The sequence below is a fragment of the Centipeda periodontii DSM 2778 genome (genome assembly GCF_000213975.1).
Lineage (GTDB): Bacteria > Bacillota > Negativicutes > Selenomonadales > Selenomonadaceae > Centipeda > Centipeda periodontii.
The window spans coordinates 101,854-128,042 of sequence record NZ_GL892076.1 but is presented as its reverse complement, the minus strand read 5'-3'; the positions used below and the strand labels follow the sequence as shown (position 1 = coordinate 128,042).

Below are 26,189 nucleotides of genomic sequence, written 5' to 3'. Positions count from 1 at the left end.
ATTTCTTCCGTGCGGTCTCGTGCAGATTGACAGAGTTGTTTTGCCGTTGCTATAATAACGGAATCTCATGTTTTGCAAGCCTCCCCCGTCGAAACGGGGGAGGGGGACCGCGAAGCGGTGGTGGGGGCGCTTTGAGCAAGGCAGGTATTGCTATCGTAAGCAAGTCTCATCAGACACTGGCGCCCCCATCGGCTCGCTATGCTCGCCACTTCCCCCGCATCGGCGGGGGAAGCTCATATAGAGGAGGATACCATGAACGAAAAGAACTTTCCGCTTACGCAGGAAGAGACGCTGCGCCTGATCGAGCGATACCCGACCCCGTTCCATATCTATGATGAGGCGAAGATCCGCGCGAACTTCCACCGCCTGTGCGATGCATTTACATGGGCACCGAGTTTCCGCGAGCACTTTGCCGTCAAGGCACTCCCGAATCCGCGCATCGTTCAGATCCTCCACGAAGAGGGCGCGGGCACGGACTGCAGCAGCATCGCGGAGCTTATCATCTCCGAGGCAGCGGGCGTTATGGGCGAGGAGATCATACTTTCCTCGAACGATACCCCGTATGACGAGTTCCAAAAGGCAATCGCCCTAGGCGCGGTCATCAACCTCGACGACATCACGCATCTGGACTACATGGCAAAGCACGCGGGGCTGCCCGAGGTGCTGAGCTTTCGCTACAACCCCGGCGACCTCATCGAGGGCAACGATATCATCGGTAAGCCCCTGGAGGCGAAATACGGTCTTACGCGCGAGCAGATCTTTGAGGGCTATCGGCGCGCCCGAGAGATGGGCGTGAAGCGATTCGGTCTGCATACGATGGTCATTTCTGCCGAACTGCGTACAGAGGCGTTCCTTCTCACCGCGCGCATCATGTTCGAGCTTGCGGCGGAGCTCAAGGCACGCCTCGGCATCCACATCGAGTTCGTCAACCTCGGCGGCGGCTTTGGCATCCCGTACCGTCCCGAGGAAAGCCCTGTGGACTACGCAGCCGTCGGCGCGGGCATCGAGCAGATCTACAATGAGATCATGCGCCCCGCAGGACTCGGCGATGTCGCTGTCCGTACCGAGAGCGGACGCGCCATGACGGGCGATGCGGGGTGGCTCGTCTCCACCGTCCTTCACGAGAAGGACACGTACAAGCACTACATCGGACTCGACTCCTGCATGGCGAATTTGATGCGCCCCGCACTCTACGGCGCATATCATCACATTACCGTGCTCGGCAAGGAGCATGCGCCCGCTGACCACATTTACGACATCACCGGCTCGCTGTGTGAGAACAACGACAAGTTCGCCATCGACCGTGCCCTCCCGAAGATCGACATCGGCGACATCGTCATCATTCATGATACGGGTGCGCACGGCAGCGCGATGGGATTCAACTACAACGGCAAACTCTGGTGCGCCGAGCTTCTCCTGCGCACGGACGGCAGCGTCGAACTCATCCGCCGTGCCCAGACGCTTGACGACTACTTCGCAACATTGAAATACGACGGCTCGCTGATGAAATGAAAAAGCACCTTTCTGTGTTTTATGATATAGTAATAGAAGAGCAGGAGGGATATTGGTGGCAGAGAATAACGGTTGCTTCATATCCCATGCATTGCTTATCAATTTGTCATGTACCTCTGAACTGGGATGCAGTCTGAGGAATGTGTTGGCACATATTGATAAAGAAAAACTAATGTCGGATGTCAGGCACGTGCGCCGCTTCTACCGTGAGCGAATTCCTCTCTTGGAAACATCGGGACTGGACTATCGCATTAAGTCACTGGAATCCATACTGCTCAAGTATGATCGTTACTATCCGAATTTTACAGTTGAGCGCACCTATAATGACATTCTTGGCTTTCGGCTCATATGTTCTGACTACGCGCAGGTAGATGAACTGCGCGGTGCATATCCACAGGAGTTCAGACACTGCTCCGATATGCGTGTTGGGAAGAAATGTGATGACGGTTATCGCGGCGTTCATCTGTATTTTCAAGTTGACCATTTTCACTATCCAATCGAGTTTCAATATAACACCGTATTTGATCGTCGATTGAATGATTGGCTGCATTGTTACCTATACAAACGCAGTGAAAAGGCAGCAGAAATCGGCGCATTCCTGCGAACATTGTATGAGCAGGGAAAAATCAGGAGTGAGGATGACTTTAGGAGGGATCTGTATGGCTTATATTGTGGCGAAAAATCGTGATATACGCGGCTGCATTGCAGTTGAGATGGAGCCGGGCAATCGCCTGAATGGGCTCGATGAATATCTTTCGGAGACGGTGCTTGGCACAGGTACCCAGATCGTTCTGATCAGTCACCCCGATGCCTATCATGAGTACGCACCCTATGAGATTCTGACCTCGGAGGAGGAATTTATTCGACGGGCGCTGCATATGGACATGCCTGATCGTACGAACCGCAAATCTGCATAAAGAAAGCTCCGCCTACACATCGGCGGAGCTTTCTTTATGCAGATTGTATATCAACTTTTACGAATTGAGCTTTCGATTCGGATAGATGCTGAGTCCCTTGATCGCCGCACCGACCGCAAGTCCCTTCGTCGTGACCTGATAGACCCAGATGTCCTTGCCGACGATATCCGCGCCCTCGATCGAGCCGCCCGAATAGCCGTCGGTTGCAGAGGCCTCCGCCTCACCGCCGATCTTGAACTTGCCGGAGATGAAGGACTCCCAAGCGCGCTTTGTGCCAAAGATGAAAATGAGATCGTATTCCTTCACGCCGAGTCCGATGCCGAGCTGGTACGACTCCATCTTCATATAGATCTGTTCGCCCGTACGGTTGTTCACGGCAACGCCGCGTCCGTGCGCGCCGCCGAGCAGACCGATCTGCGATCCGGTGGCGCTGATCGTCGCGTAGCCATAGGCGCCACCGATCACATCGTGCGCATCCGGCGTGAGATCATAGAGATGATCGAGTGCTTGTACGCGGAGCTTTTGGATTTCGGCGCGCTGCTGACCGGCACTCTTTGCCAGTGTCGTGGCAGAGAATGCGAGCAGCAGGGTGAGTGTGAGAATAATCAGTCGTGTTGGGAATTTCATTGTGACCTCCTTATCCAATCCATATGACGTTTCTTCTATTTTACGGTGTTTTGGAAGATGAGGCAAGAAAAAGATAGATTGGAATATGGGAACACCTGCATCAGAAAAAGAGCATTGCATGGCGCAGTGCTCTTTTGTGTGTTCTGCGAAATATCAGCTCAGCACCAGACTCAGGAGGCCGATCTCGATGATCGCAGCGATGCCGAGAACGAGGGTGCCCATCGTCTGCACGCGGTAGCCCTGATCGGGTGTCAGACCACTGAACTCCGAGACGACCCAGAAGTACGAGTCATTCGCGTGCGAAACCGTCATCGCGCCCGCGCCGATTGCCATGCAGGCGAGCGTCGCACGGATCGGCGTATCAAAGCCGAGCACCGTGAGCAGCGGCGCAATAATGCCCGCCGTCGTAATCATCGCGACGGTCGAGGAGCCCTGTGCCGTTTTCAGCACAGCGGCGAGCAGGAACGGGAAGAAGATACCCATGCTGCCAAACACATCGGCGTTCGCCGTGATATACCGAACCATATCCGAGACCGCAATCACCTTGCCGAGCACGCCGCCCGCCGCCGTGATGAAGAGGATGGGACCAACCGCCGTCAGACTGCTGTTGCAGACGGCGTAGAACTCCTCCGAGCGATCCACGGAGAAGAGCTGGAGGGTGGCAAGCGCCATGCCGATCGCAAGTGCGATGATCGGCGTGCCCAAAAAGCGCAGGAGCTCGGGAACGAACCCCGTCAATCCCAACATTACAATCACGGAGGACAGCGCCATCAGCGAGATCGGGATCATGATCGGGGCGAGCGTACTGAACGCCGAGGGGAGTTTGCCATAGGAGGCGATGAGATCCTTGTAGATCTTTGCGACCTCCTCGGAATTGACCTCATCCTTTGACTTCACCTTCGTACCGATCCAGCGCGCGAAGAAGTAGCCGGCGATCAGCGGGAAGATGGAGCAGAGCAGTCCAAGACCAATGACCTGTAGCAGATAGTCGCCGATGCCGAGCGTGCTTGCCGCTGCGATCGGTCCCGGTGTCGGCGGGATAAAGACGTGTGAAATAAAGAGACCGGAACTCAGGGCAAAGGTCATGGAGACGGCAGAGACTGCCGTGCGGCGCACGAGCGCCTTGCGGATCGGGTCGAGGATGACGAAGCCCGAGTCGCAGAAGACGGGGATCGAGACCACCCAGCCCATGAGCTGTACGGCGATGACGGGGTTGTCCTTGCCCACGAGCTGGATCATCATATCCGCGAGCTTCAGGGCACCGCCTGTCTTTTCGAGGATCGTGCCGATCATCGCACCGAGGATGATGACGATGCCGATGCTCGTGAATGTTCCCGAGAATCCCTGTCCGATGACCGTCGCCAGACCATACTGTACCGTACCGTCTGCGAGCTTGTGGTCGATGAGCGGAATGCCGGCGGCAAGCCCAAGCGCGAGCGCGACCAGCATGATCGAGATGAACGGATGAATGCGCAGCTTTGAGATCATGACGATCATGATGACGATCGCCACCCAAAAGGCGAGGATAAGGGGTAATCCTGTCATATCAAAACCTCCTTGCGTCAGGGCACAATGATCTCTTGCTGTGCCCACACAAACGAAACGTCCCTGCCTCTCTATTTTAATCCGATTCAAAAATTTTGGCAAGCAGAAACGCGAAAAAAACGGACACAGATTTTTGCGTCCGTTTCGATATGTCTTCTTTTATGCTGTAATCCCGAGAATTTTATCCAGTTTCTCACGATCATAGCTGACGGCGAACTCCTTGCCGTCCGCCGTCGTGACGGGGACGATCGTATCGCCCGAAAGGCTGCGGCACTCCTCGCGCGCAGCTTCATCGACTTCGATGTTGTGTTCCTCATAGGGAATGCCGCGATACTTGAGGTACTTCTTCACCTTGACACACCACGGGCAGACCGTGATGGAGTAGACCTTTACCATAGCGGTCTCCCCTTACACACCGAGATGGCGGTCGATGGCGGGCTGATCGAAGCCGCGCACATATTCGCCGTTCTCGAAAAGAATGACAGGGCACGCGCCCTCGCCCGTGAGCTTGATGAGATCATCGTAGGCGGCAGGCTCCTTTTCAATGTCGCGCACCGTGTACGCGACGCCCTTCTTGTCGAGATACTTCTTTGCCTTCGTGCACCACGGGCACGCGTCGAATGAAAAAACCTGAATCATGGGAATGTCCTCCTTATCGTTTGTATCGAATAGTTCGTTACTTCTGAATGCCCCTATCGGCTCACTGCGTTCGCCACTTCCCCCGTAGCGACGGGGGAAGCTAATATGCCGTTTTCAAAAGCCTCCCCTGCCACAGCGGGGGAGGGGGACCATGCGCAGCATGGTGGAAGGGGCGCCCCTCATTACTTCTTCAATCCTGCCAGATACTTCTCCGCATGGAGCGCGGCGGTCGTGCCGTCGGCGGCGGCGGTTGTGAGCTGATGGATCTCCTTCACGCGGATGTCGCCCGCGACAAAGACGCCCGGGATCTCCGTGCGGCAGTTCTCATCCGCCGCGATGTAGCCCGTCTCCGTGAGCTTCAGCTGCCCCACAAACAAATCGGTATTCGGCAACACACCGATGTTGACGAAGATGCTGTCCACGGGCAGCGTCTCCTTTTTGCCCGTGTCCTTGTGCAGGAGATCGACGGACGTGAGCCGATCCTCACCGTTCAGATGCTCGATCTCCGTCTCGAGCATCACCGTCACCTTTGGATTGGCGTAGAGCGCATCCTGTGAGGTCTTATCCGCGCGCAGCTGAGAGCGGTGGATAAGGTAGAGATGCGAGGCGTACTTCGTGAGGAAGTTCGCCGCATCGACTGCCGCGTTGCCGCCGCCCATGACGGAGATCACCTTGCCCTGATACGTGTGCCCATCGCACATGTGGCAGTAGTGCACACCGCGATTGAAGTAGTGAGGCTCCTGCGGCAGCGGCAGCTTGCGGCGGTTCATGCCCGAGGCGATGATGATGACGGGCGTCTCGTAGATGTACGTCTCCGTCTCCACGATCTTCGGCGTGGATTTGAGGTCGACGCGTTCAATGCGGTCGAACTCGTCAATCTCCGCACCGAAATTCGTCGCCTGCTTTTCGAGCGTCCCGATCAGCTCCATCCCGCTCACGCGTTCGAAGCCCGGATAGTTCTCGATGTCCGCTGCCGTCGCGATCTGTCCGCCGACGAGCGAGTTCTCAAGCACGAGCGTCCTGAGGTTCATGCGCCCGCAGTAGAGGGCGGCGGTCAGCCCCGCCATGCCCGCACCGATGATGACGACATCCTTTTGAATATGCTTCTTTGCCATGAATTCATCTCCTTTAATAAATTTTGACCTTTTGATTATTATAGCATGTCTGTCAAGATATAACTGTGATAAAAAACACAAAAATAGCCCACACTCCACTGTGGACTATCTTTGCTGTGTATTATATTTTAGGAGAGCTTTGGAAACGTCCGAAGACATTCCCTAACGAAAGCCTGAATAAAGTATAGCACATCTGAGAACGAAAATCAATAGATTTTTGAGAAAAATTTTCAGCGAAATGTGGAGTGTGGAAAATTTTCTTTAGAATTTGTACGTCACTTGGAAGCGCGTATAGTTCCCGAGCTTGAAGTTCTCCGAGCCGTGGATGGTATCGCGGCGTCCTGTGCCCTTTGCATCGAAGGTGTAGAACAGCTCGACGAGCCAGTTCTGCGCGGGGACGTAGCCGCCGCCGATCGTAAAGCTCTGGATACCGTCGAGGTAGCGGTCGGGCAGGAAGCCAGTGCCGTTGCCGCCGAAGAACGAGCCGTGCTCGAAGTGCTTGTAGTCGACGAATGCGTTCCACGTTCCGGCGCGATCCGTGTCCGCGCGTCCGATGTCGAGGCGTAGTGCCCAGAACTTTGGCGCGCTCCCCATACTGCGTCCCTTCGGGGTGAAGATGTCGGTACGCACAGGATGCTCGAACATTGTCTCACCGTTCATGTACTTGCCGAAGCGTGTGAAGTTGTAGCCGTAGTCGAATGAAACGGTCGTTTTCCGTCCCACCTGCCACTGTGCGCCAAGACCGAGGACATTCGCGAGATTGCTGAAACTGTGGCTGTCATTGTCCGTGCCGTTCGCGACCTGCATCGTGTAGTTCCTGCCGCCGATGGAGCGCAGATACCACGCCGTCACGCCGAGATCGGGGCGCAGCTGCTTGCGGTACTGGATGAATGCCGCCTTGTCGATGGGCGGAATATAGTCCCTCTCAAGAACGGTTCCGCGCGACTTGATAAGGTTGCCGACAACATTGCCGAGTGCGGCACGTGGCAGCTTGTTCTCGGATTCGGATTTTCGCAAAACGTCTTCGAGTGCTTCCAAATAGTTGAATAGGATGTTGCTCATGTTCAAATCGTAGCGGGAACGCGAGCTTTCGTTTTCATATTGGTCTTGGTAGAGAGACCCCATGGTATCCGGCGTCGTGAATGTATAGTTGGGCCATCCGGAGGAATCCTCTGTAACGACAGCGCGTACACGCTTGAACCGGTAGTCCCCGGCAGAACTGCTGTCATATGTGGAAGTTCCTGTCATCGTATCACCCGAGCCACTCAAGGTCCAAACATCATCGAGTGGATCGGTGGCTCCGTAGTAGCCCCATGCTTGTTTGGCATTATACTCCGCAATCTCATTGAATGCGGACATGAGATCATTTTTATGGTTCTGGAGATAGGAATTGTCCGCACGCAGGGCTTCATCGCTTGCGGCGTTGAAGCCGAATTTCTGATTCATCCGCTTCTTGAATTCTTTTTCCTCATCGGAATCATACTCAGATATGTAGCTGGAGTAGGATACGCTTGTCTTTTTGACCTTGACATTGCCGTGCGCATCCTCCACCTCGTAGAGAACCTGCGTGCCCGAGGGCGCGTCAAATGCAATGACCTTGTTCGCCAGTTCACTGCCATAGGCCGCTTTGACGATGCCGTGCAGGCGCTTGATGATCGCGGTCTTTTCTTCAATGCTGGCACTGTTGTCGTATGCCTCTTTGATCTGCTGATAGAAGAAGGCATTGTTGGTCTTGCCCTTGTAATTTTCTTCGTATTCCTTCGTCAGGGCTGCGACATCTTCATCCTGAATACCATACATCAGACTTTCGCGCAGAATACCCATCAGCTCGGCGGCTGTCGGTGGGCGATAGAAGTCCGTATAGGTCACATGGGTATACGCCGTATCCGAGACACCGGTCGACTGCTTGAACGTGCCGAAGCCGACACGCAGCTGAGAGGTCTTGCCCGTATAGACACCGCGGATGCCGTCGTACTCACGCCCGAACCAGTAGCCTGTGACACCCATCGGCTCGGTGAGACGACCGAGGGAGAGATCCCATTTCTTCATACGCTGCGTCACGTCCGCCTGTTCAAGGCGTGCCTTGCCGAGCCCCTTGCTGTCCGGTTGGCTGTGTGCGGGATCGACGCCCTGTGTGCCGGAGAGGCTGCCGAGGATGCGGATATTCGTGTTCTCGGCGACGCGTGCATCGGCACCGACGCGGATGCGCTGCTCGAAGCCGTGCTCGTTCGCATCGCGCATGTTGCGGACGGCGCCCTCACTGACGGAGGAGTCCTCCGTATAGGTCGACTGCGGGCGGTTCGTTCCGTTGTGCGCCGTCCAGCGCAGCTGATAGTCGCCAATGAGGTTGACGCCCATCGCCTTGCTCTCGTCGAACGGGCGGGCAAGGAACTTGTTCAGCAGTGCCTCTTCCTGTGCCCCCATCTCGGTCGTACCGTTTGTGAGGAGGCTCTTCTTCGGACCCGCCGTGTCGAACTTGAAGTTCGCGCCAATGCGGTAGACGCGCTCCTGTGTCGCGCGGTCGTCGTCACGATGGTTGAAGATGTTGTTCACGCCGACGTAGACCATGGCATCTTCACTGAGCTTCTTCTGCACCATGAAATTCCAGATGCCGAACGTTTTTTCCTGATACTCTTGCCTGCCATACACGGCACTGCTACCGGACAGAATATCCGGCCAGTAGTTTGCCCTGTTCGCAAGCGTATTGCTGTCCAGCATACGGATATAGTAGTCGCCCCAGAGCTGTGCGAACCAGCCCGTCTTCTTGTCCTCGTAGGAGATGCCGATGTCGATCTTGTGCGTCGGGCGGTCGAGCAGACGCTTCGGCATGAGCGGATCGCTCTTGTTGATGGCGTGGAGGTAGGTATAGCCGAGGCGTGCATCCCAATGCGGACCGATCTTCTGACGCACCTCTGCTTCGAGTCCGGTGATCTCCGCGCGTCCGATGTTCTTGAAGCTGTAGATCATATCCGGCGCCCGCATCCATTTTGCGTAGTCGCCAAGCTGCGGGGCAAAGTCCATATATTTGCCTGTGAAGTAGACACTCATGTAGTCGCGGATGCGGTTGTGGAAGACACCGACACGCGCATAGGTGTTCTTCGTCTCACCCTCGATGCTCATGTCGATGTTGACGGACTTTTCGGGCCTCAGGTTCGGATTCCCTGCCCACCACCAGCCCATGCGTGCAACTCCGATCCCGACGGGATTGCTGCCGTACATCTCCCAGTTGTACCAGAGTTCGCCCATGCCCGGTTCGGCATAACTCGTACCGATGTTCGCCTTGAAGCGACGGTGTGCATTGCCGCCGACGTTATGCGTCACACCGACACTGCCGGAGATGTTCGTGCCAAAGAGATTGCTGTGATCGAGCCGCAGGATGGGGAAGAGAATTGTGTCCTTCGAGAGCTGCCATGTGTCACCGACAAAGAAATGCTGTTTGTTGATCGTGCCCTTGCCTGTGGTAATGCGCTGGTCGCGATTCCAATACTCCTCAAGGAATTTTTTTCCGTTGAATGTCACGGCGTTGGGGTTTCGCTGTTCCCCCCAGCCGTAGTATTTATCGACGATGTTGGAACCGTAAAAGGAGGGGTTCTGCGCCTCCAGTTGTGCCTTGAAGTCGTTGTAATCGTCCCAGAAGGATGCCGGAGCGTCAATGTCGCTGCCCGCAACCTGCAGCTTCCCCATCCAGTTTTTCGTGAGCTCTCCTTTGTCCAGACGGTACTCTTTGTATTGCTCATAGGTGACTTTGGGGGCGAGGTTGGGTGTGCCGTCCGTCTTGGTGGGAAGCACGTTGCCGTGGCTGTCTGTGTGAAATTTATCATAGTAATAGTATTCGTAATCGCCATCCCACTGCGGCACGCCATTCCGCTCGCCCGAAAATTTATAGTCATGGATATGCGACCATACATATTTCTTCTCGTCGCCGTCGCGTGTCAGCCAATCCCGTTTATCCACGCGCAGCCCCTTGTCGTAATCCCACGGGTCGATGCGGCGCGTCGAGGTGTTCGGCGAACTCTTGAGACGACTGCCCTCTCCGGATTCGTTTGTGATTCCGAAACCAAAGCTGAGCAGGTGTTTGTCGCTCAGCTGTGTATTCATCGACGCCTTGAAGTCGATCTGTCGATGGTCGACATCGTCCACATAGCGCAGTTCATTCTTTCCTTCGTAGACACTTTTTCCGTCATAGTTGATGAGGGAGACATCGTTTTCTTTGATGTTGGTGGAGTTCAGTTCGACCTTCCAGTCGCTCACATTATTGTATCCGGTCCAACCGATGTTATAGGAGTTGCGGTCTGCCTGCCGTTTGAAATGCTGCTGTGGTTCGAGGTCAGAGTCGGAGTGCTTGACATCGCGGACGAGATCCTCCGTATAATGATCCATGCGAACCTCAAATGTATTACGATTGTCCGGCTCGTATGTTCCGACCAGACCGACCGTTGCCGTGTCGCCATAGGCGCGCAGAACGTTTGGTTTGAAGTCGCGCTTACCATAGTCAAACCCCATATCGGTTTTCCGTCGTGCAACACTTGCGTATACGGGCATGATCTCGCGTTTGCTACCCGAGAGACCGACGCGGAACTTGCCCATCTGCCCCGAGTCTGCACGCAGGAAGAAGTTCGAGAACGGAAGACCGTCGTCGTTTTTGGTCTTTAGCCCCTCCCAGTTGAACTGGAATCCCGGCTCCTTTGTCGCCTTGCGTGTGATGATGTTCACGACACCGCCGATCGCGTCCGAGCCGTACTTCGAGCTTGCCGCGCCTTGGATGATCTCGATGCGCTCGACGTTCTCCGTGCCGAGGCGCATGACCTCGTCCGCTGCGCCCGAGTATTTTGCGAGGTCCCCGAGAACAGGCTGACCGTCCACGAGAATCAGTGTATGGCGCGGCTCTGCGCCGCGGATCGAGACACCAACGCGCCCCATCGCATCCACCGTGCGCGAGACGCCCGTCTCGCTGAAGATGATGTCCTCGACGGATTTCGCCTGCTTCTTCTCGATGTCCTCTTTCGTGATGATGGTCTTCTGTTGGGACTCCATCTTTGCCTCTTCCTGCGCGGCATCCACCTCCACATGAATATCCGCAGTAGAAACTTTGCCTCCTCCCTGTGTCCCGTCATCCGCCCATGCCGTATAGGCGGGCAGGGTGAGTCCTGCCAAAATCGCGTAGGTGAGCAGATGCAGCGAGCGCTTACTCTGTTTCCTCGTCATGAGATCCTCCTTAATACAATGCGTGAATGCGTTTCAATCCATGGAAACGCGCATACTTGCTCACAGGACACACGGAAATAGAATCCAATACGTACATCTGTGAGACAAGCTAAATGAAAAAGATAATTGCGTTAAAATAGCGCATGAGTATTATAAAGGCGAATGGGATTCATTACAAGTGTTTTTCACGCATGGTCGAAATCTAATTTTTCAATACAAAGTTTCTGAATCCAGTTCATAAAAATAATCCCGTTCAACATGAACGGGATGAGAGAATTTATGGGAGTTGAATGACATCCATCCGTGTATAGGGCTTGATGTCGATGATGCTGCTGCCGTCGAGGGCATCGAGTCCCTTCACGCGGAGGATGGTTCCCTCGCGTGCGATGAGTTCGGCGATGCAGAGGGAGAGAGGATTCGGGCGACCGGGGGAGCGGCTGGCGAATACGCCGTGAATTTCTTTTGACATGGGCGGCAGTGTCTTCAGTATGTCGCGTTTCGCCAGATGCGCCCAGTAGAGGACGATGAGGTATTTGTTCTGCTCGATTTTTAGGAGTCCGTCCGTAAAGGCAGGGTGAATCTCGATCTCCGAGATCTCCTCACTCATGTGTCCCTGTCGTGGGATGTCTGTAAGGTTTTTGTAGTCGTTATGCACAACGCCGATTTCTTGAAGCTGCATGATGTATTCCTTTTTATTTGAGTGATTTCACCGTTTCTCCCTCGGGCGTCTCTGCAAGCCTCTGCATCAGGCGCGCGTAGAGTGCCTCGATGGGGAGGCTGCCGCCCGCGAGGGCGCCGAGCTGTGCCGCACGTACGCCTACCTCGTAGTGCGAGAGATCCGCACCGTCATAGATGCACTGTGTTGTGAGGACAACGGTGCAGGCGCGTGTCCGTGCGCGGTCAAGCGAGGGCAGAAAACTTTCCTCCGCATCGTCGCCGGGGACACTGCCGCACCCGTAGCCCTCGAGGATGATGCCGCGATAGCCCGATGCGATGTGTGCATCAATGGTGATGGGCTTCATGCCGGGATAGAGGCGGATGACGGCGACGCGCTCATCGAGGGCGTCATGCAGACGAAAGGGCGCGGATGGCGCAGATGGGGCAGAGAGGTCAACCTCTGCGCGCCCGATGCTGCGAAAGGCATCATCTGCAAGCGAATACATTTTCTTCGCAGCGTTGCCGTGGATGAACCGCCCACCGAAGGCGACGCACACGCCCGCGAAGCCGCTGCACGCCGCCTCATACGCGAGACGCAGGTTTTGCTCCGCATCCGAGCCGTCCCTGCCGAGTGGACGCTGTGCGCCTGTGATGACAACGGGGCGGTCGATATTTTCAAGCATATAGTAGAGTGCGGCGGCGGTATATGCCATCGTATCGGTGCCGTGGGTGATGATAAAGCCGTCGTAGTCCGTGCGTACATCGGCGACTCTGCGCGCGATCATCTGCCAGTGGGAGGGCGCGATGTTTGTGGAGTCGAGCGAGAGAAGGTCGATGACTTCGATGGCGGCGTCCGCGGCACCGATGGCGGTGCGCATATCTTCGCCGGAGAGGGCGGGGCGCAGACCGTGCGCTGTTTCCCGTGAGGCAATCGTGCCGCCCGTCGCGAGGAGGAGAATCTTCTTCATGAGAGGTATCCTTTATTTTGATTGTGCTGCGACCGTTTTGCAAGTTTTTTTTCACGTCTGCGTGCCGCGAGATCGATCCAGATGTGCTGCAAAGTCATGAGAGGGCGATGGAGGAGCATCCGAGGTCCGCTGTAGCGCATAACGATGCGGATCTGTTCCCGCATATCGGTGGTGTAGCAGTGGACGGGGCATGCCGAACAAAAGGACTTGACCGCCATGCGCGGGCAGCGGATGATGCGTTTGCGCGCGTAGTCGAGGAGACGGCGGCAGTCGGGGCAGAGTGCGGGCGTGTCATCCTGCAGATCTGTGCGATTGGCGTGCCCCTGCCCACGGCAGTAGATGTCGATCATCTCCATCATGACATCGATCTCTATTGAGCGCTTCTTCTCCGTATCCATCCCTCGGCTCCTTTCTCTTTTGACAATTCAATAGATAGTATACTATGGGGGAAATACTTTCCGCAAGCATATGTGTCACTTCTGTGCAAAATAAAAGACTGCCGCCGGCGTTCAGCGCATGCAGCAGTCTTTTGCATACATTACAGAATCTCGAGGGTGTCGCCCGTTATGATGCGCGGGAGGTCTGCGCCGATGAGGTGAATCTCGCCGGGCTGGACTTTCTCGTTCGATTCTTCGCTCTCAAAGTGCAGGGTGACGTGTCCGTGTGCACGCAGATTCGCATTCGCATCCGAGCCGACGTGCGTGACCTTATAGCTGCGCTCGGCGATGACAACGGTGTCACCTTCCTTGACATCGTCGCTCAGCGTACCTTTCGTGTGAGAGACAACCATGTTCTCGTAGGAGTAGGGAACGTCCTTGTCAAAGATGATGAGGTTGCCGCGCGTCTGAAGCAGCTGCAGTGCAAAATCCCCAATGGCGGTGAATGTAACGCGGTACTTCATAAAATCCTCCCATTTACAACTTTAATTTTATATTTATTTTACTCTATTATGGGTAAGATGGCAAGGGGGCAAAAAGATCATTTTTGCTGTGCCGTTTCTTCCTGTTTTCTCCGCTCAATCAGAGCTTTGGACAGCGATGCCGCCATCGTTTCTTCCGGCTCCCGTATGCCTTCTTCGTGTGGAGGATCGGCAGGCGTGTTTTCCTCCTGCCGCGACACTTCCTTTTTCCGTCTGCATTGATGAAAACAGCTTCGAAGCATGCCCTCCGTTTTTCCCTTTCCGTGTTGGTGTGCCGTATCCGCAATCAATCCTGCCAGCGAGCGAACTTCGTCATCGCCTGCGGTGGCGCGCAATACTATGCCACAGGCGTCCTCGTGGGCAATATAGCAGGGGTCACCGCTGCCAAGGCGATACAACACCTCAAAAAGGTTGTGTGAGAATTCATCCGGACGCATGCCGGACGACGTGATGGAGACCATATCTTTTTCCGGCAGGTAGCGAAATGCATTTTTGCCGAAGTACGCGTTGGTAAAATGCTGCTTGAATACATATTCTTTTTCTTTGCTTGAGCCGCGCTCATGTTTCGTTTGATTCTTTTCCTCGTAAATCTTCGTGCTCTCTTCTTTGTAGAGCTGCCCAAAGAGCTGACGGAGGGAGTGCATATATTCTGCGCCGTCTGCACACACAAGTGTGTCTGACGGGAAATTGTATTGCTGCCGGAGCTCCTCTGTACTGACGCTGAAGGGGAGCCACACATAGGATCTCGTTCCATACAATTCGTGCTCATCTGAAACGCGATGGTGCCCGAAGACGATGGGATCCGTTATGCCGTCCAATAGGAGCATGCAGGAGCGTGCATATTTTAGCTCTAAACATTTGATGTCCGTGATCTCCTCGAGGTTTGTATGGAGCACATGGCGCGCCTTTTGCAGGAAATCACCGTCATAGCCTTGCTCTTTCAAGCGCTCCTCGATGATCTTTGCATCGAGTGTCTTGGGGCCGGAGAGCACGCCTGTATTCCACGTCGATGCCTCTCTGCGCTCATAGAGCACATAATTGTCCACTTGGCGCTTCCACGGCAGGAGAGCCAGATTCAGTACATCCAGCTGGACTTTCTGTCGGCCCGTCTGAAGCTGTATCTTGTGTTCCGCCTGTACGGCTTCCTCTCCCAGCGGGGTGAGATGTCCTTCCCCGTCGATATGTCCATAGCCGCGCAGGAGGCGTGTCAGCGGACGGATGTAGTCGAGAGAAAGCCCCATGAGTGCAGAGATCTCTTTTTCTCCGGCGCCTTGCTGTATGAATCGCAGCAGCAAAAGCTCGATCTTTTCAAAGTCCTCGAAGCTTTTTTCCTGCGTTTCCACTTCGATCAATGCCAGCGGATAGAAGACCATCGCCGCAAACGTGACCGTTTCGGGCCGAATTGCGGGATAGGTTTCCAGTATTTCGTGAAATACAAAGTCCAGTATTTTTTTGCCGTCATACGGATTCGTGTTATTCTTCCACATGAACGCCCAACTCCTTCATCTTTTGGAAAAACACATGGCTGCTCATGCGTTCTCCGCTGCCGGCATCGACATCCTGCAAGAGCTGACGCATGAACTCGGAGAAGCGTTTTTCGCTGTATTCGTATGCGTTCGCCTCATCGGACTCATCCTCAACGGGTTCCACATACATACAGGAGGAGAGAAACTCCATGTCTCCAATCAGGACGAGCGTCTGCTTGCACCTTGACATGGCGACGTTCAGCCGACGCAGTTCCTTCATGAAGCCGATGCGCGGCCGCTGCGGAGCCTTGTTTGCACTGCGTGTGAAACTGTAAAAAATCAGCTTGCGTTCCTGTCCCTGAAAACTGTCCAGTGTTGCTGCCATATTGGGGGCATCGGGATCGTCGAAGACGGTTTCGATCTTCTCGCGTATGTATTGGATTTGTCGTTTATACGCGGAGATGATGCCGATGACCTCCTGCAGCTTCTCCTGCTCACCTTCTTTTTTGGAGGACAGGAGATCGTCCAGATAGCCCGGAATACAGCTCATCGCTTTCAGAATGGAGATGATGATTTTTGCCTCGTATTCATTCTGTGCCCCGTTTTTCCCCGTTGACTCTTCGAATCTCTGTGCACCTGCATCAGAGGTGTCGATGATGATATAGGGCTTTTGAGACAGGAAGGGCAATTTTCCGGGAAGTGCCTTTTTCCCCTCCCAAGAGAGATATTTTCCGTCGTAAAACCATTTTGACAGGGTGTCTGCAATCTCCGCCGGCATGCGGTACTGTGTATCGAGCATGATTTTGTTCTCTGCCGGCAGCTCCTCGTAGAGCTTTTCAAACAGGCTCTTTTCCAAAAGCTCTGTTTCGATTCCGTGGGCTTTGCAGGCGGTCAGCATGGCTTCCTCTGTCATGGGTGGGATCTGCTTGTGGTCTCCCAGCATGATCAGCTTGTTGGATACGCTCATCGGGACCAATGCGTTGTGCAGCTGAATCTGTCCTGCCTCGTCAATGATCGTTACGTCGAAGTCCAGATCCGCAAAACGCTTTTGCGAATTGATGCCGATGCACGTGGCGCCGACAAGGTTTACGGACTTCAAAAGAAGATTTTTCAAGGTGTAGTTCTGCTGTGAAAGTCCGTCCGCTTTCCACTCGCTTACGAGGGCACGAACATTTTTTAGCCGCTGCAGCTCCCGTGCGGCGCTCTCTCGATAGCTTTTCACCTGCGCCGGGGATTGAATGCTTTGCCGTGCTTCCTCTGTTCTGAGCGCCGAAAAGAATCCGAAGTCGAGGACACCCAACGCGTGCAGCACCTCCTGCTGCCGCTGTCTCCGCATCACACGGGATGCGGCATAGGGCAGGAAAATCTCTTTGCGAAATTCCTCGCGGCTTGCTTTGTAGTTGTTCCTCGCGGCGCAGTGTTCCTCATGACACAGGATGCCGAGCTCATTCAGCTGTTTCAGTTTTCTCTGCTTTCTCGCGTGTGTGAAGCGAATCCACTGCTTGCCCAGCCAGTACGGTACGGTCGCCCATCCGACGCTTTTGCGCGCATATTCATTTTTTTGTTCGTTCAGCCGTTGGCATTCCTGTTCCGTATATGCGATTTCCTCCTTGACGGATCGTTCTTTCTCACGCGCACGAAAAAAATGCGCCCGTGGTGCCATAAGGCGGGTCGGCGCCTCGCGGCGGAAGGCTATACCGTGTTCCGTCTGTGTGTCAAAGGCGATCACAAGGAGCTCCACGCGATGGATAATATCACTCCATGTTTTTTCCAGTCGATTCAGATGAAAGAGATTTGCGGTTACGGATGTTTCAATATCCTTGCGCAGGTTTTCAAGCTTGCGTTCAAATAAATACCTTTTTACATTGTCCTGCACCTTCGCCTCAGAACCGATCCGTATGATGTTGATGCCGTCTTCCCCGGTCATGCGCTCCAACACGTTGTCGACAGCCTTGTTGTTCTGCGAAGAGATGAGGACGCGTTTTTCCTCCTGTCGTACAAAGTGGCGTACCCACTCAAGGATGACCGTGGTCTTTCCGGTACCCGGCGGTCCCATGACGAGAAGGATATCCTTTGCACGAACGCCGCTTAGGATGGCCTGTATCTGGCTTTCGTTCTTGGGACTTTTCGCATCTTCGCGCAGCTGCCGCTCCCAAGAGGACAGATCCTGCTCCGTAAAGCCCAATGTACTTCTTTTTCCGAATACGTGATTGATGTATTTTGCCGCTGCTGTTCCGTTGCGCAGCTTTTCGACGGCATCGAGCTGGACATCCATACACACTTCCGATATGGAGAGTTCCAAATAGCCCTGTTTCTCGAGGTTTGATAGATTGAGCTGTCGGTTGAACAGGAGGGTCAGCCATCCCTCGTCCTTGTTTGCTTCGTATATTTCGGCTGTTTTGCTCTCTCCCAGCTCACTGACCTGAACCTGTACACCCTCCTTGTATGCGTTTGCTGCTTCCTCCCCAAGCGGATCGGTGATGAACTTGTACGCCTGACGATCCAAACGGCCATAATGAACCGCCTGTATATCCCGATAAAACAGGCGGCCTGCCTGATGTTTCCGTTCCTTTTCGAGGCTGTTGGTCATCGTTGCATAGCTTGCGGCGAGATCGAGGCGGCGCTCCGTTTTCTTTTCGATCTTTTCGATGTCCTTTTTGAATTTCTTTAGATGCTTTTCGATTGTTGTGATCGTATCTTTGTCCATAAACGCGGACGCGTCTTTTTTGCTCTCTTCGTCAAAATATTCCTCACCGTTCCGCCATGCGGAGCGTCCGTAATTGGTGTGTGTGAACTCCACGTGAATGCCGCGCTCCGGTGAGATTAAAATACCTCGTGTCAGGGCGAGGTTCTGATCCATGAAGGACTTTTCGGCAAAGCCGATCAGCGTGATGTTATCTGTGATTTCCCCTTTGGTATCCCGGAATGCGCACTGAAAAACGCCATTGTCCGTAAAGAGTTTGGGCCGCCCCCAATCCAGTGTGAAGATCAGGATCTTTGCTCCGGAAAGCCGCTGCAGGAATTCGTTCGGGTCCTTTCCATTGCTGCTGAGTGCCTCGTACGCCGTCTTTGTAACCCCGAAAGAAATGCCGCACGACACGGTAACAATATCTGATTCGGCTTGAAGAAGAATGTCTGTGCTCATCGCCTTCGCCCTCCTTTTCCTCCAAGACTCTTCCGTGCATCATCCAGCGCATTGCATAGGGCAGAAGCGTTGGCATAGCGCTGTGCGGGATCGCATGCCATGCACTTGACGATGATGTCATTGATCTTTTTATCGATGTTCGGGTTTTTTTCTATGGGCGGGATGAAATACTCCCACTCCTTGTAATTTCGCTTGCTCAGCGCATACTCATCGCCGCGCTGCGGACGTTTCCCGACAAAATGCTGATAGAGGATGACACCGATGGCAAAAATGTCCACTTTTTCACGATCCGGTGTCTTTGAGTTCTCCATCATCTCGGGCGCACGGTACCCCTCTGTGCCCTCCATGCGGTGCGGCGGTGATATACTGAGATTGAAATCGATCAGATATACCCGATCATCCTTGGCAATCATGATATTTGCGGGTTTGATGTCCTTGTGTGTGATCTTTATGCTCTGCATTGCTGCCAGAATGCGGCATAGCTGTGCCATCCAGAGCAGGATCTTCTGTGGAGGCGTTTTTCCCATAAAGCGCTCAAGCGTATTTCCGTAAATCCATTGCATTACGATGTAGAGATTGTGTGTATCCTCATCGTAATGTATCGTATAGATGCGCGGAATATAATTCGTCTCGCTTTCCAGCCTGGTCATTATGGATATTTCGTTTTTGGCAATGCTGAGCAGTTTCCGGCGTTCCTGTTCTGTCTTACCGTCGATGTGCACGACTTTCAGACATACCGTTCTCTCGAACGTTCGGTCGATCGCCCGATAGATCGTATTTCCCGTTTCGATCTTTTGCTCATCGGTATACGCGTAGCGATGTTCCTGCGAAAATATCAGTTCCATGCGGCGTCCTCTTTCCTGACAGCAGAAAGCACATCTTCGGTATCCGGGCGATCCTCCGCCCGATCGGATACCATTTTCTCAATGAAGGAGAGAAACTCATCCGACAAGTCCTCTTCCAGCTTCTCGAAGACATCTTCCCCCAAATCCTGCTGTATCTTCCCGGACAGAATATCGGCGAACAGCATCCCGAGTGAATATACATCCACACTGCGCCATTCGCGGTCGGTGTAGGTTTCCCAACGATGGGTTTGTGGAGGAATATATTTTTTTCGTTTCTGCTCCCGAATTTCTGTGAGACTGTCATTGGCCTCAGGCAATACGGTAACGCCATCATTCTCGATGATCTTGGCAAAGTCGAAATTCGCCAGATAGGGAGCCCAACGCTTTTGTTCTCCTTGACTGTAATTGCAGAGGTAGATGCTGTCATAAGAGAGCATACGGTAATAGATCGGCGGATTCAAATCATGCAGTTCTTTCAGGCAGTAACATACCTGCGTGCAGATCTGCAAGCGATTTTTCATCGTGATGGACTGCAGCAGCGCATCCGACAGGGGAATGGGCTCGTGAGGGAAGATGTAGGCGATGATGTAAAACGGACTCGGGTTGTTCATGGGACAGATTTCACGGATCTCAGACATTCCGCGAATCCCATACGGGGTGAGGTCTTTTATGCGGTGGATGGCATCAATTTTGTGTTTCAGAAATTCACGGCGCTCCGTATCCTTTTCATAGAGCCGCAAAATGGCATAGCTGCGATTACGCTCATCCCCATCCGAATCATGATGCGCCAAAAACTCCGTTTTGCAGCCGGACCATTTCTGATCATTCGGTACATACGCCTTGTCGACATGGAAGCTGCCAATGGGCATGTATTCCTCGTGAAATTCCTTGGAAAGCCCTTCCACGCGCCCTTGGTAGATCTGGTACAGCAGCTTGTAAATGACCTTCAGTGCGCGTACGGCATGTGGATAATCCGACAGCACCTGTATTTTTGGGTCGGTATCGGCAGGATTTTTGATATGGGAATCCTGATTGCCGAACCGGCGCAAAAAGGTGTAGCCATCCGCTTTATCGGCGGTGTGATCCTCTTTCATATACGAGATTTTGCCGAGTGGGGGGAGAAAGGGGCGCTGTGATACTTTCTGTTCCTGCTTTAGCCAGCCCATTTTGGTCAGAAACTGAGTGTTTTGCAAGGCGGATATTTTGTCGAACAAGTCCCATTTTCTGCATTCGCTCCGCGCAGCTTTCTCTGCCTTTTCGCTCAGTTTTCGCTCTCGGAGCAGCTCATATATAATTGCCTCCAATGCTTTGCGCACGTTATTTCCTATGTTGTAGTCAATGCGTACCTGTGACTCTGCTTTGTACAGGCATTGATATGCCTCCGGATTGAGCTTCTCTAAGAATGCAAAGTTGGATTTCATACGGCGCCTCCTCTTCTTATGGTGAAAAACAGACTCTAGAAGAAACAATTCCATCCCAGCCGCATAAATCCTTCCAACGGTATATAAAATTCTTTAATCGTGCGCGTTTTTCTTCTCCTCCTGCGCGCGGCGGAATTTCTCAAGCAGGTCGAGCTTGTGCTCCATCTTCCCAACAAACGCGCGTGCGGCGGCGCGGTCGTCTTCGTTTGGGTGCTCGGCGGCACGCACCCAGCGTTCCTGTGCCTCGGGGCTGTTATGCGTGTCGTCGGGATCGGATTTCTTGCGTCGCGCGATGAGGGCGGGGGCGAGTTTTCCCTGTGCGGAGAAGGTACCGAGAATTTCAATGTTCTCTCCGAGCAGGTAGGCGGCACGCGCGAACGAGGTGACGGCGTGCTCCGAGCCGACATCTGCGCCGTGCGTCTGGAAGAGCACCACACACGCATTTGTCACCTTCGGCAGATATGCCTTCATAAGATCGTCGGGACCGCCGCGCCGCAGCCAGTAGCCGAGTGCGACAACGTCGTACGCAGAGAGATCCGTCGGTGCGTCCTGCACGCGGAAGAGGTCGGCGCCCGCAGTGCCCGCAATCTCCTCGGCGATTGCCTTTGTGTTGCCTGTGGTGGATGAGTAGATGACCGCCCATTTTCTCATATTGTGAATGCTCCTTTACATTTTCCTATTGTTTGTTACAATACATTACATCATATTTTTTGATTGTACGCAAGGATGTTGGTCACAGGGGGAAGAAGTCTATTGTGCGATGCTCCGAAGCAACTTCTAAAGTGGAGTACGCATAGTATAAACAAGGGAGTACATCATGAACTACAAGATACGGCACGCAACGGCACTGCTCTCGACAGGGCACGCAATGGTGGATTTTTATGCGAATTTCCTGCCGATCCTCCTGCCGCTGCTCATGCTGAAATTCGGACTGTCGCTCACGATGTGCGGCGTACTTGTCATGGTCGCATCCGTGACGACGAATATGCTGCAGCCCATCTTCGGCTATCTGATGGATCGGCGGAACTTCAGCCCCATGCTCCCGTACATCGTCCCTGCCGCCGCCGTGCCGATCTGCATGGTGGGCTTTGCGGGGGATATGGTACTGCTCTTTCTGCTTGTTGCCGTGACGGGTGCAGCGACAGCGGCGTATCATCCGCTCTCGTCGATGCTTGTCGGACGGACGGCGGCGGACGGACGCGGGAACGGCATGATGAGCTATTTCATCGCGGGCGGCAATGCGGGCATGGCGTTCGTGCCGCTTGTCCTCGTCGCGTTTCTTGAGAAATTGTCGGTCGATGCGCTGCCGCTGCTCATTCTGCCCGCACTCCTTATGGGGCTGCTTTTTGTGCGTTCGGGATTGTGCGGTGTTTCGTCGCTGCCGGAACATCGGGCAGAGGAACGTCCGAAGCTCGCGCGCGTTCTCCTCGCACGCACAACGATTACGCTGAACCTCGCGATGGGGCTGCGCTGCTGGACGCACGGTGCGTTCGGCACCTTCCTGCCGCTGCTCCTCGTCGGAAATGGCGAGGACACGAGTGCAGCGGGACTCTTCCTCACGATCTTTATGGTGGGCGGCATGACGGGCGGACTTGTCGGCGGCAATCTCGCGGACAAGTTCACGGGCCGCGCGATCATTGTGAGTTCCCTCCTGTTCGGCATTCTGCCCTGCGCCTATTACTTTACCCATGTGAGTGCGGATATCATCGGCGGCGTTGTTCTCTTTGCTGCGGGCTTTGCGCTGATGGCACCGCAGCCGAGCTCGATCATCTGGGCGCAGCAGGCGCTTCCCGAGAACGCTGCGATGGCGTCGGGCATGATGCTCGGCATGTCGTTCGGCCTCGGCAGCCTCGGTGTCGCGGCGACGGCGGCACTCGGCGATCACATCGGACTCGCGCCCGCGCTGCTTATCTCCGTCGGCGCGCTTCCTCTTGCGGCACTGCTCTCGTATATCACGCAGGAGCCGGAGCGGTAACGCGGTGTTCGCGAGAGGCGCACACGCATCGAAAAACCATATACGCGAGTTATAATTTCTATGAAAAATATTGATAGCGTTTATTTTGTCTTTTCTATTGAAATGTAAACTGTATTGAAGTATTATGAGAGCAACAAGTGGGGATTTATTCTCAATGGAGATTTCATCAAAGAATAGGAGGCAAAATATGCTGCAGAGCAAGAGTTGGGACGGTTTTGAAGGGGGCGTCTGGCAGGAGGAGGTCAACGTTCGCGACTTCATCCAGCGCAATTACACCCAGTACGACGGCGATGAGTCCTTCCTCGCACCGCCGACGGACGCGACAAACCGTCTGTGGGCACGCGTCCAAGAATTGCAGAAGGAGGAGCGCGCGAAGGGCGGCGTCCTCGACATGGAGACGGAGGTCGTTTCGGGGCTGACGGCATACGGTCCGGGCTACATCGACCCCGCGCACAAAGACCTCGAAAAGGTGGTCGGGCTTCAGACGGACAAGCCCCTGAAGCAGGCGTTCATGCCCTACGGCGGCATCCGCATGGCGGAGGAGGCGCTTGAGAACTACGGCTACAAGGTCAGCCCGAAACTCCACGAGATCTTTACCAAGTATCACAAGACGCACAATGCGGCGGTCTTTGACGCATATACAGAGGAGATCCGTGCGGCACGCCGCAGCCACATCATCACGGGGCTGCCCGACACGTACGGGCGAGGGCGCATCGTGGGCGACTACCGCCGCGTTGCGCTCTACGGCATTGATCAGCTGATCGCGTTCAAGCAGGAGGATCTCCTGAACTACGGCGACGGTGTCATGACAAACGATGTCATTCAGCAGCGCGAGGAGGTCGCCGAGCAGATCCGCGCGCTGAAGGGCATGAAGGAGATGGCGCAGCTCTACGGCTTTGACATCTCCGCACCCGCGAAGGATGCGCGCGAGGCGGTGCAGTGGCTCTATTTCGGCTACCTTGCGGCGATCAAGACGCAGAACGGTGCGGCGATGAGCGTCGGCCGCATCTCGACATTCCTCGATATCTATATCCAGCGCGACCTCGCGCGCGGTATCCTCTCCGAGGAGGAGGCGCAGGAGCTGATCGACCACATCGTGCTGAAGTTCCGCATGGTGAAGTTCGCACGCATCACGTCCTACAACGAGCTGTTCTCGGGCGACCCGATCTGGGCGACGCTTGAGATGGCGGGCATCGGCATGGACGGCCGCCACATGGTCACGAAGAACGATTTCCGCTTCCTCCATACGCTCGAGAACATGGGCCCTTCCCCCGAGCCGAACCTCACCGTTCTCTACTCGTCGAAGCTGCCCGAGACGTTCAAGAACTATGCGGCGCGCATCTCCATCCGCACGAGCTCGATCCAGTATGAGAACGACGACGTGATGAAACCCGCATGGGGCGACGACTACTCGATCTGCTGCTGCGTGTCGGCGACGCAGACGGGCAAGGAGATGCAGTTCTTCGGCGCACGCGCGAACCTCGCAAAATGCCTCCTCTACGCGATCAATGGGGGCGTGGACGAGAAGAGCGGCGTGCAGGTTGGTCCTGCCTACCGCCCGATCCACACGGAGTATCTTGAGTACGACAATGTCATCGTGAAGTACGAGCGCATGATGGACTGGCTCGCGCATGTCTACGTAAACGCGCTGAACATCATCCAGTATATGCACGACAAGTACTACTACGAGGCGGCGGAGATGGCGCTCATCGACACGGATGTGCGCCGCACGTTCGCGACAGGCATTGCGGGCTTCTCTCACGTCGTTGACTCGCTGTCCGCGATCAAGTATGCAAAGGTGAAGCCGATCTACAAGGACGGCATCGTCGTGGACTATGAGACAACGGGCGATTTCCCGCGCTACGGCAACGACGATGACCGCGCGGATGAGATCGCGAAGTGGGTGCTCAAAACCTTCCTCTCGAAGATCAAGGCGCGTCACACCTATCGTCACTCCGAGCCGACGACCTCGATCCTCACGATCACGTCGAACGTTGTCTACGGGAAGTACACGGGTGCGATGCCGGACGGACGCAAGGCATGGACGCCGCTCGCGCCGGGCGCAAACCCGAGCTACGGCGCGGAGTGCTGCGGGCTGCTCGCCTCGCTCAACTCCGTGGCAAAACTGCCGTACCACTGGGCGCTCGACGGCATCTCGAACACGCAGAGCATGACGCCCTCCTCCATCGGACACAACGAGGACGAGCGCGTGCAGAATCTCGTGAGTGCGATGGACGGCTACTTCGATCAGGGTGCACATCATCTGAACGTCAACGTATTTGGGCGCGAGACGCTTGAGCACATCATGGAGCATCCCGAGGATCCCGCATACGCGAACTTCACGATCCGCGTTTCGGGCTACGCCGTCAAGTTCATCAGCCTGACGCGCGAGCAGCAGGAGGATGTGATCTCGCGTACCTTCCATGCGCACATGTAAAGGAAGATGAAAGGACGCATCAGCGCGACGGAGAGCTTCGGCTCGGTCGATGGTCCCGGTATCCGCTTCGTCGTCTTCGTGCAGGGCTGCCGCTACCGCTGTCAGTACTGTCACAATCCGGAGACATGGGAGCAGGAGGGCGGCTACGAGGCGACCCCCGAGGAGATCTTTCGGATGGCGTGGCGCTACCGCCCGTACTGGAAGCAGACGGGCGGCATCACGGTCAGCGGTGGCGAGCCGCTGCTCCAACTGGAGTTCGTGACAGAGCTCTTTCGCCTTGCGAAGGCAAAGGGGGTCAACACCGCCATCGATACGGCGGGCGAGCCGTTCACGCATGAGGAACCGTTCTTCAGCGCGTTCGAAAAGCTCTTGCCGCTCACCGATCTGTTCCTGCTCGATCTCAAGCACATCGATCCCGTGAAGCATATCGCTCTCGTGGGGGCATCCAACGTGAACACGCTCACACTCGCGGCGTTCCTCTCGGAGCGCGGCAAGCGCATGTGGATTCGTCATGTGCTTGTACCGGGCTGGACGACGGATGAGGCGGATCTCCGGCGACTGTCGGAGTTCATCGCGCTACTCAAGACCGTTGACCGCGTAGAGGTGCTGCCCTATCACGCAATGGCACGGCACAAGTACGAGGATCTGCACCTGCCGTATCGGCTCGGGGAGACGCCCGCGCCAACGGCACAGGAGATCGCCCGCGCGGAGGAGATCCTGCGCGTGGGGGACTATACGGGATATTTACGGTAAATGAAAAGGGGTTGTTGCATGAACGCCCCTATCGGTTCGCTAT

At 54.9% G+C, this 26,189-nt stretch carries 21 protein-coding genes; 6 read left to right on the top strand and 15 right to left on the bottom strand.

Features of this window, described 5'->3' with window-relative positions; translation table 11 throughout:
• Positions 1-252 precede the first annotated feature (252 nt).
• Genes HMPREF9081_RS00620 through HMPREF9081_RS00610 form a run of 3 tightly spaced genes read left to right on the top strand, consistent with a single transcriptional unit; the run spans position 253 to position 2,429 of the window.
• Complete coding sequence (locus tag HMPREF9081_RS00620; RefSeq protein ID WP_040394155.1) at positions 253-1,512, top strand: diaminopimelate decarboxylase family protein; 1,260 nt, start codon at positions 253-255, stop codon at positions 1,510-1,512.
• A 55-nt stretch (positions 1,513-1,567) separates the two neighbouring features.
• Positions 1,568-2,200: a nucleotidyltransferase family protein gene (locus HMPREF9081_RS12880; RefSeq protein WP_218916817.1), complete on the top strand. Its 633-nt coding sequence runs from the start codon at positions 1,568-1,570 to the stop codon at positions 2,198-2,200.
• Entirely contained in the window at positions 2,172-2,429 is a 258-nt protein-coding gene (locus tag HMPREF9081_RS00610) for a DUF6718 family protein (protein ID WP_050794990.1), read from the top strand. The genes HMPREF9081_RS12880 and HMPREF9081_RS00610 overlap by 29 nt, the downstream gene beginning before the upstream one ends.
• A 57-nt stretch (positions 2,430-2,486) precedes the next feature.
• Here HMPREF9081_RS00610 and HMPREF9081_RS00605 read toward each other — a convergent pair whose 3' ends face one another.
• The 15 genes from HMPREF9081_RS00605 to HMPREF9081_RS00535 all read right to left on the bottom strand — a co-directional run bounded on the left by HMPREF9081_RS00605 (position 2,487) and on the right by HMPREF9081_RS00535 (position 21,632).
• On the bottom strand, positions 2,487-3,056 hold the full coding sequence (locus HMPREF9081_RS00605; protein ID WP_040394152.1) for a lipid-binding SYLF domain-containing protein: 570 nt from the start codon (positions 3,054-3,056) through the stop codon (positions 2,487-2,489).
• Between the two features lie 153 nt (positions 3,057-3,209).
• Complete coding sequence (locus HMPREF9081_RS00600) at positions 3,210-4,601, bottom strand: GntP family permease (protein ID WP_006304932.1); 1,392 nt, start codon at positions 4,599-4,601, stop codon at positions 3,210-3,212.
• Between the two features lie 159 nt (positions 4,602-4,760).
• Positions 4,761-4,997, bottom strand: coding sequence for a glutaredoxin family protein (locus tag HMPREF9081_RS00595; RefSeq protein WP_006304931.1), 237 nt, complete (start codon positions 4,995-4,997; stop codon positions 4,761-4,763).
• 12 nt (positions 4,998-5,009) lie between these two features.
• Positions 5,010-5,240 carry a glutaredoxin family protein gene (locus HMPREF9081_RS00590; protein ID WP_006304930.1) on the bottom strand — a complete coding sequence of 77 codons (231 nt, stop codon included), beginning with the start codon at positions 5,238-5,240 and terminating at the stop codon, positions 5,010-5,012.
• Positions 5,241-5,422: 182 nt separating this feature from the next.
• Entirely contained in the window at positions 5,423-6,355 is a 933-nt protein-coding gene (locus HMPREF9081_RS00585; protein ID WP_006304929.1) for an NAD(P)/FAD-dependent oxidoreductase, read from the bottom strand.
• Positions 6,356-6,616: 261 nt separating this feature from the next.
• Positions 6,617-11,560: a TonB-dependent receptor plug domain-containing protein gene (locus HMPREF9081_RS00580; RefSeq protein ID WP_006304928.1), complete on the bottom strand. Its 4,944-nt coding sequence runs from the start codon at positions 11,558-11,560 to the stop codon at positions 6,617-6,619.
• Between the two features lie 277 nt (positions 11,561-11,837).
• Positions 11,838-12,239, bottom strand: a complete 402-nt coding sequence (tsaA, locus tag HMPREF9081_RS00575) for a tRNA (N6-threonylcarbamoyladenosine(37)-N6)-methyltransferase TrmO (protein ID WP_006304927.1) — start codon at positions 12,237-12,239, stop codon at positions 11,838-11,840.
• A 13-nt stretch (positions 12,240-12,252) separates the two neighbouring features.
• On the bottom strand, positions 12,253-13,185 hold the full coding sequence (locus tag HMPREF9081_RS00570; RefSeq protein ID WP_006304926.1) for an asparaginase: 933 nt from the start codon (positions 13,183-13,185) through the stop codon (positions 12,253-12,255).
• Positions 13,182-13,583, bottom strand: coding sequence for a nitrous oxide-stimulated promoter family protein (locus HMPREF9081_RS00565; RefSeq protein ID WP_006304925.1), 402 nt, complete (start codon positions 13,581-13,583; stop codon positions 13,182-13,184). Before HMPREF9081_RS00565 ends, HMPREF9081_RS00570 begins: the two co-directional genes overlap by 4 nt.
• A 140-nt stretch (positions 13,584-13,723) precedes the next feature.
• Positions 13,724-14,086, bottom strand: coding sequence for a PTS glucitol/sorbitol transporter subunit IIA (locus tag HMPREF9081_RS00560; RefSeq protein WP_006304924.1), 363 nt, complete (start codon positions 14,084-14,086; stop codon positions 13,724-13,726).
• A gap of 77 nt (positions 14,087-14,163) precedes the next feature.
• Positions 14,164-15,591 (bottom strand): hypothetical protein, encoded by a 1,428-nt coding sequence (locus HMPREF9081_RS00555; protein ID WP_006304923.1) that lies wholly within the window; start codon positions 15,589-15,591, stop codon positions 14,164-14,166.
• Positions 15,578-18,715 carry a DEAD/DEAH box helicase gene (locus HMPREF9081_RS00550; RefSeq protein ID WP_006304922.1) on the bottom strand — a complete coding sequence of 1,046 codons (3,138 nt, stop codon included), beginning with the start codon at positions 18,713-18,715 and terminating at the stop codon, positions 15,578-15,580. The genes HMPREF9081_RS00555 and HMPREF9081_RS00550 overlap by 14 nt, the downstream gene beginning before the upstream one ends.
• Entirely contained in the window at positions 18,712-19,560 is an 849-nt protein-coding gene (locus tag HMPREF9081_RS00545; RefSeq protein ID WP_006304921.1) for a serine/threonine protein kinase, read from the bottom strand. Before HMPREF9081_RS00545 ends, HMPREF9081_RS00550 begins: the two co-directional genes overlap by 4 nt.
• Positions 19,551-20,981 carry a protein kinase family protein gene (locus tag HMPREF9081_RS00540; RefSeq protein ID WP_040394151.1) on the bottom strand — a complete coding sequence of 477 codons (1,431 nt, stop codon included), beginning with the start codon at positions 20,979-20,981 and terminating at the stop codon, positions 19,551-19,553. Before HMPREF9081_RS00540 ends, HMPREF9081_RS00545 begins: the two co-directional genes overlap by 10 nt.
• Positions 20,982-21,074: 93 nt before the next feature.
• Positions 21,075-21,632, bottom strand: coding sequence for a flavodoxin family protein (locus HMPREF9081_RS00535; RefSeq protein WP_006304919.1), 558 nt, complete (start codon positions 21,630-21,632; stop codon positions 21,075-21,077).
• Between the two features lie 166 nt (positions 21,633-21,798).
• Here HMPREF9081_RS00535 and HMPREF9081_RS00530 point away from each other — a divergent pair, with 166 nt between their 5' ends.
• The 3 genes from HMPREF9081_RS00530 to pflA all read left to right on the top strand — a co-directional run bounded on the left by HMPREF9081_RS00530 (position 21,799) and on the right by pflA (position 26,146).
• Positions 21,799-22,956 (top strand): MFS transporter, encoded by a 1,158-nt coding sequence (locus HMPREF9081_RS00530; protein WP_006304918.1) that lies wholly within the window; start codon positions 21,799-21,801, stop codon positions 22,954-22,956.
• 187 nt (positions 22,957-23,143) lie between these two features.
• A complete protein-coding gene (pflB, locus tag HMPREF9081_RS00525) occupies positions 23,144-25,393 on the top strand; it encodes a formate C-acetyltransferase (protein WP_040394150.1) in 2,250 nt (749 codons plus the stop codon).
• A gap of 6 nt (positions 25,394-25,399) precedes the next feature.
• Positions 25,400-26,146 (top strand): pyruvate formate-lyase-activating protein, encoded by a 747-nt coding sequence (gene pflA / locus HMPREF9081_RS00520; RefSeq protein WP_006304916.1) that lies wholly within the window; start codon positions 25,400-25,402, stop codon positions 26,144-26,146.
• The last annotated feature ends 43 nt before the right edge of the window (positions 26,147-26,189 follow it).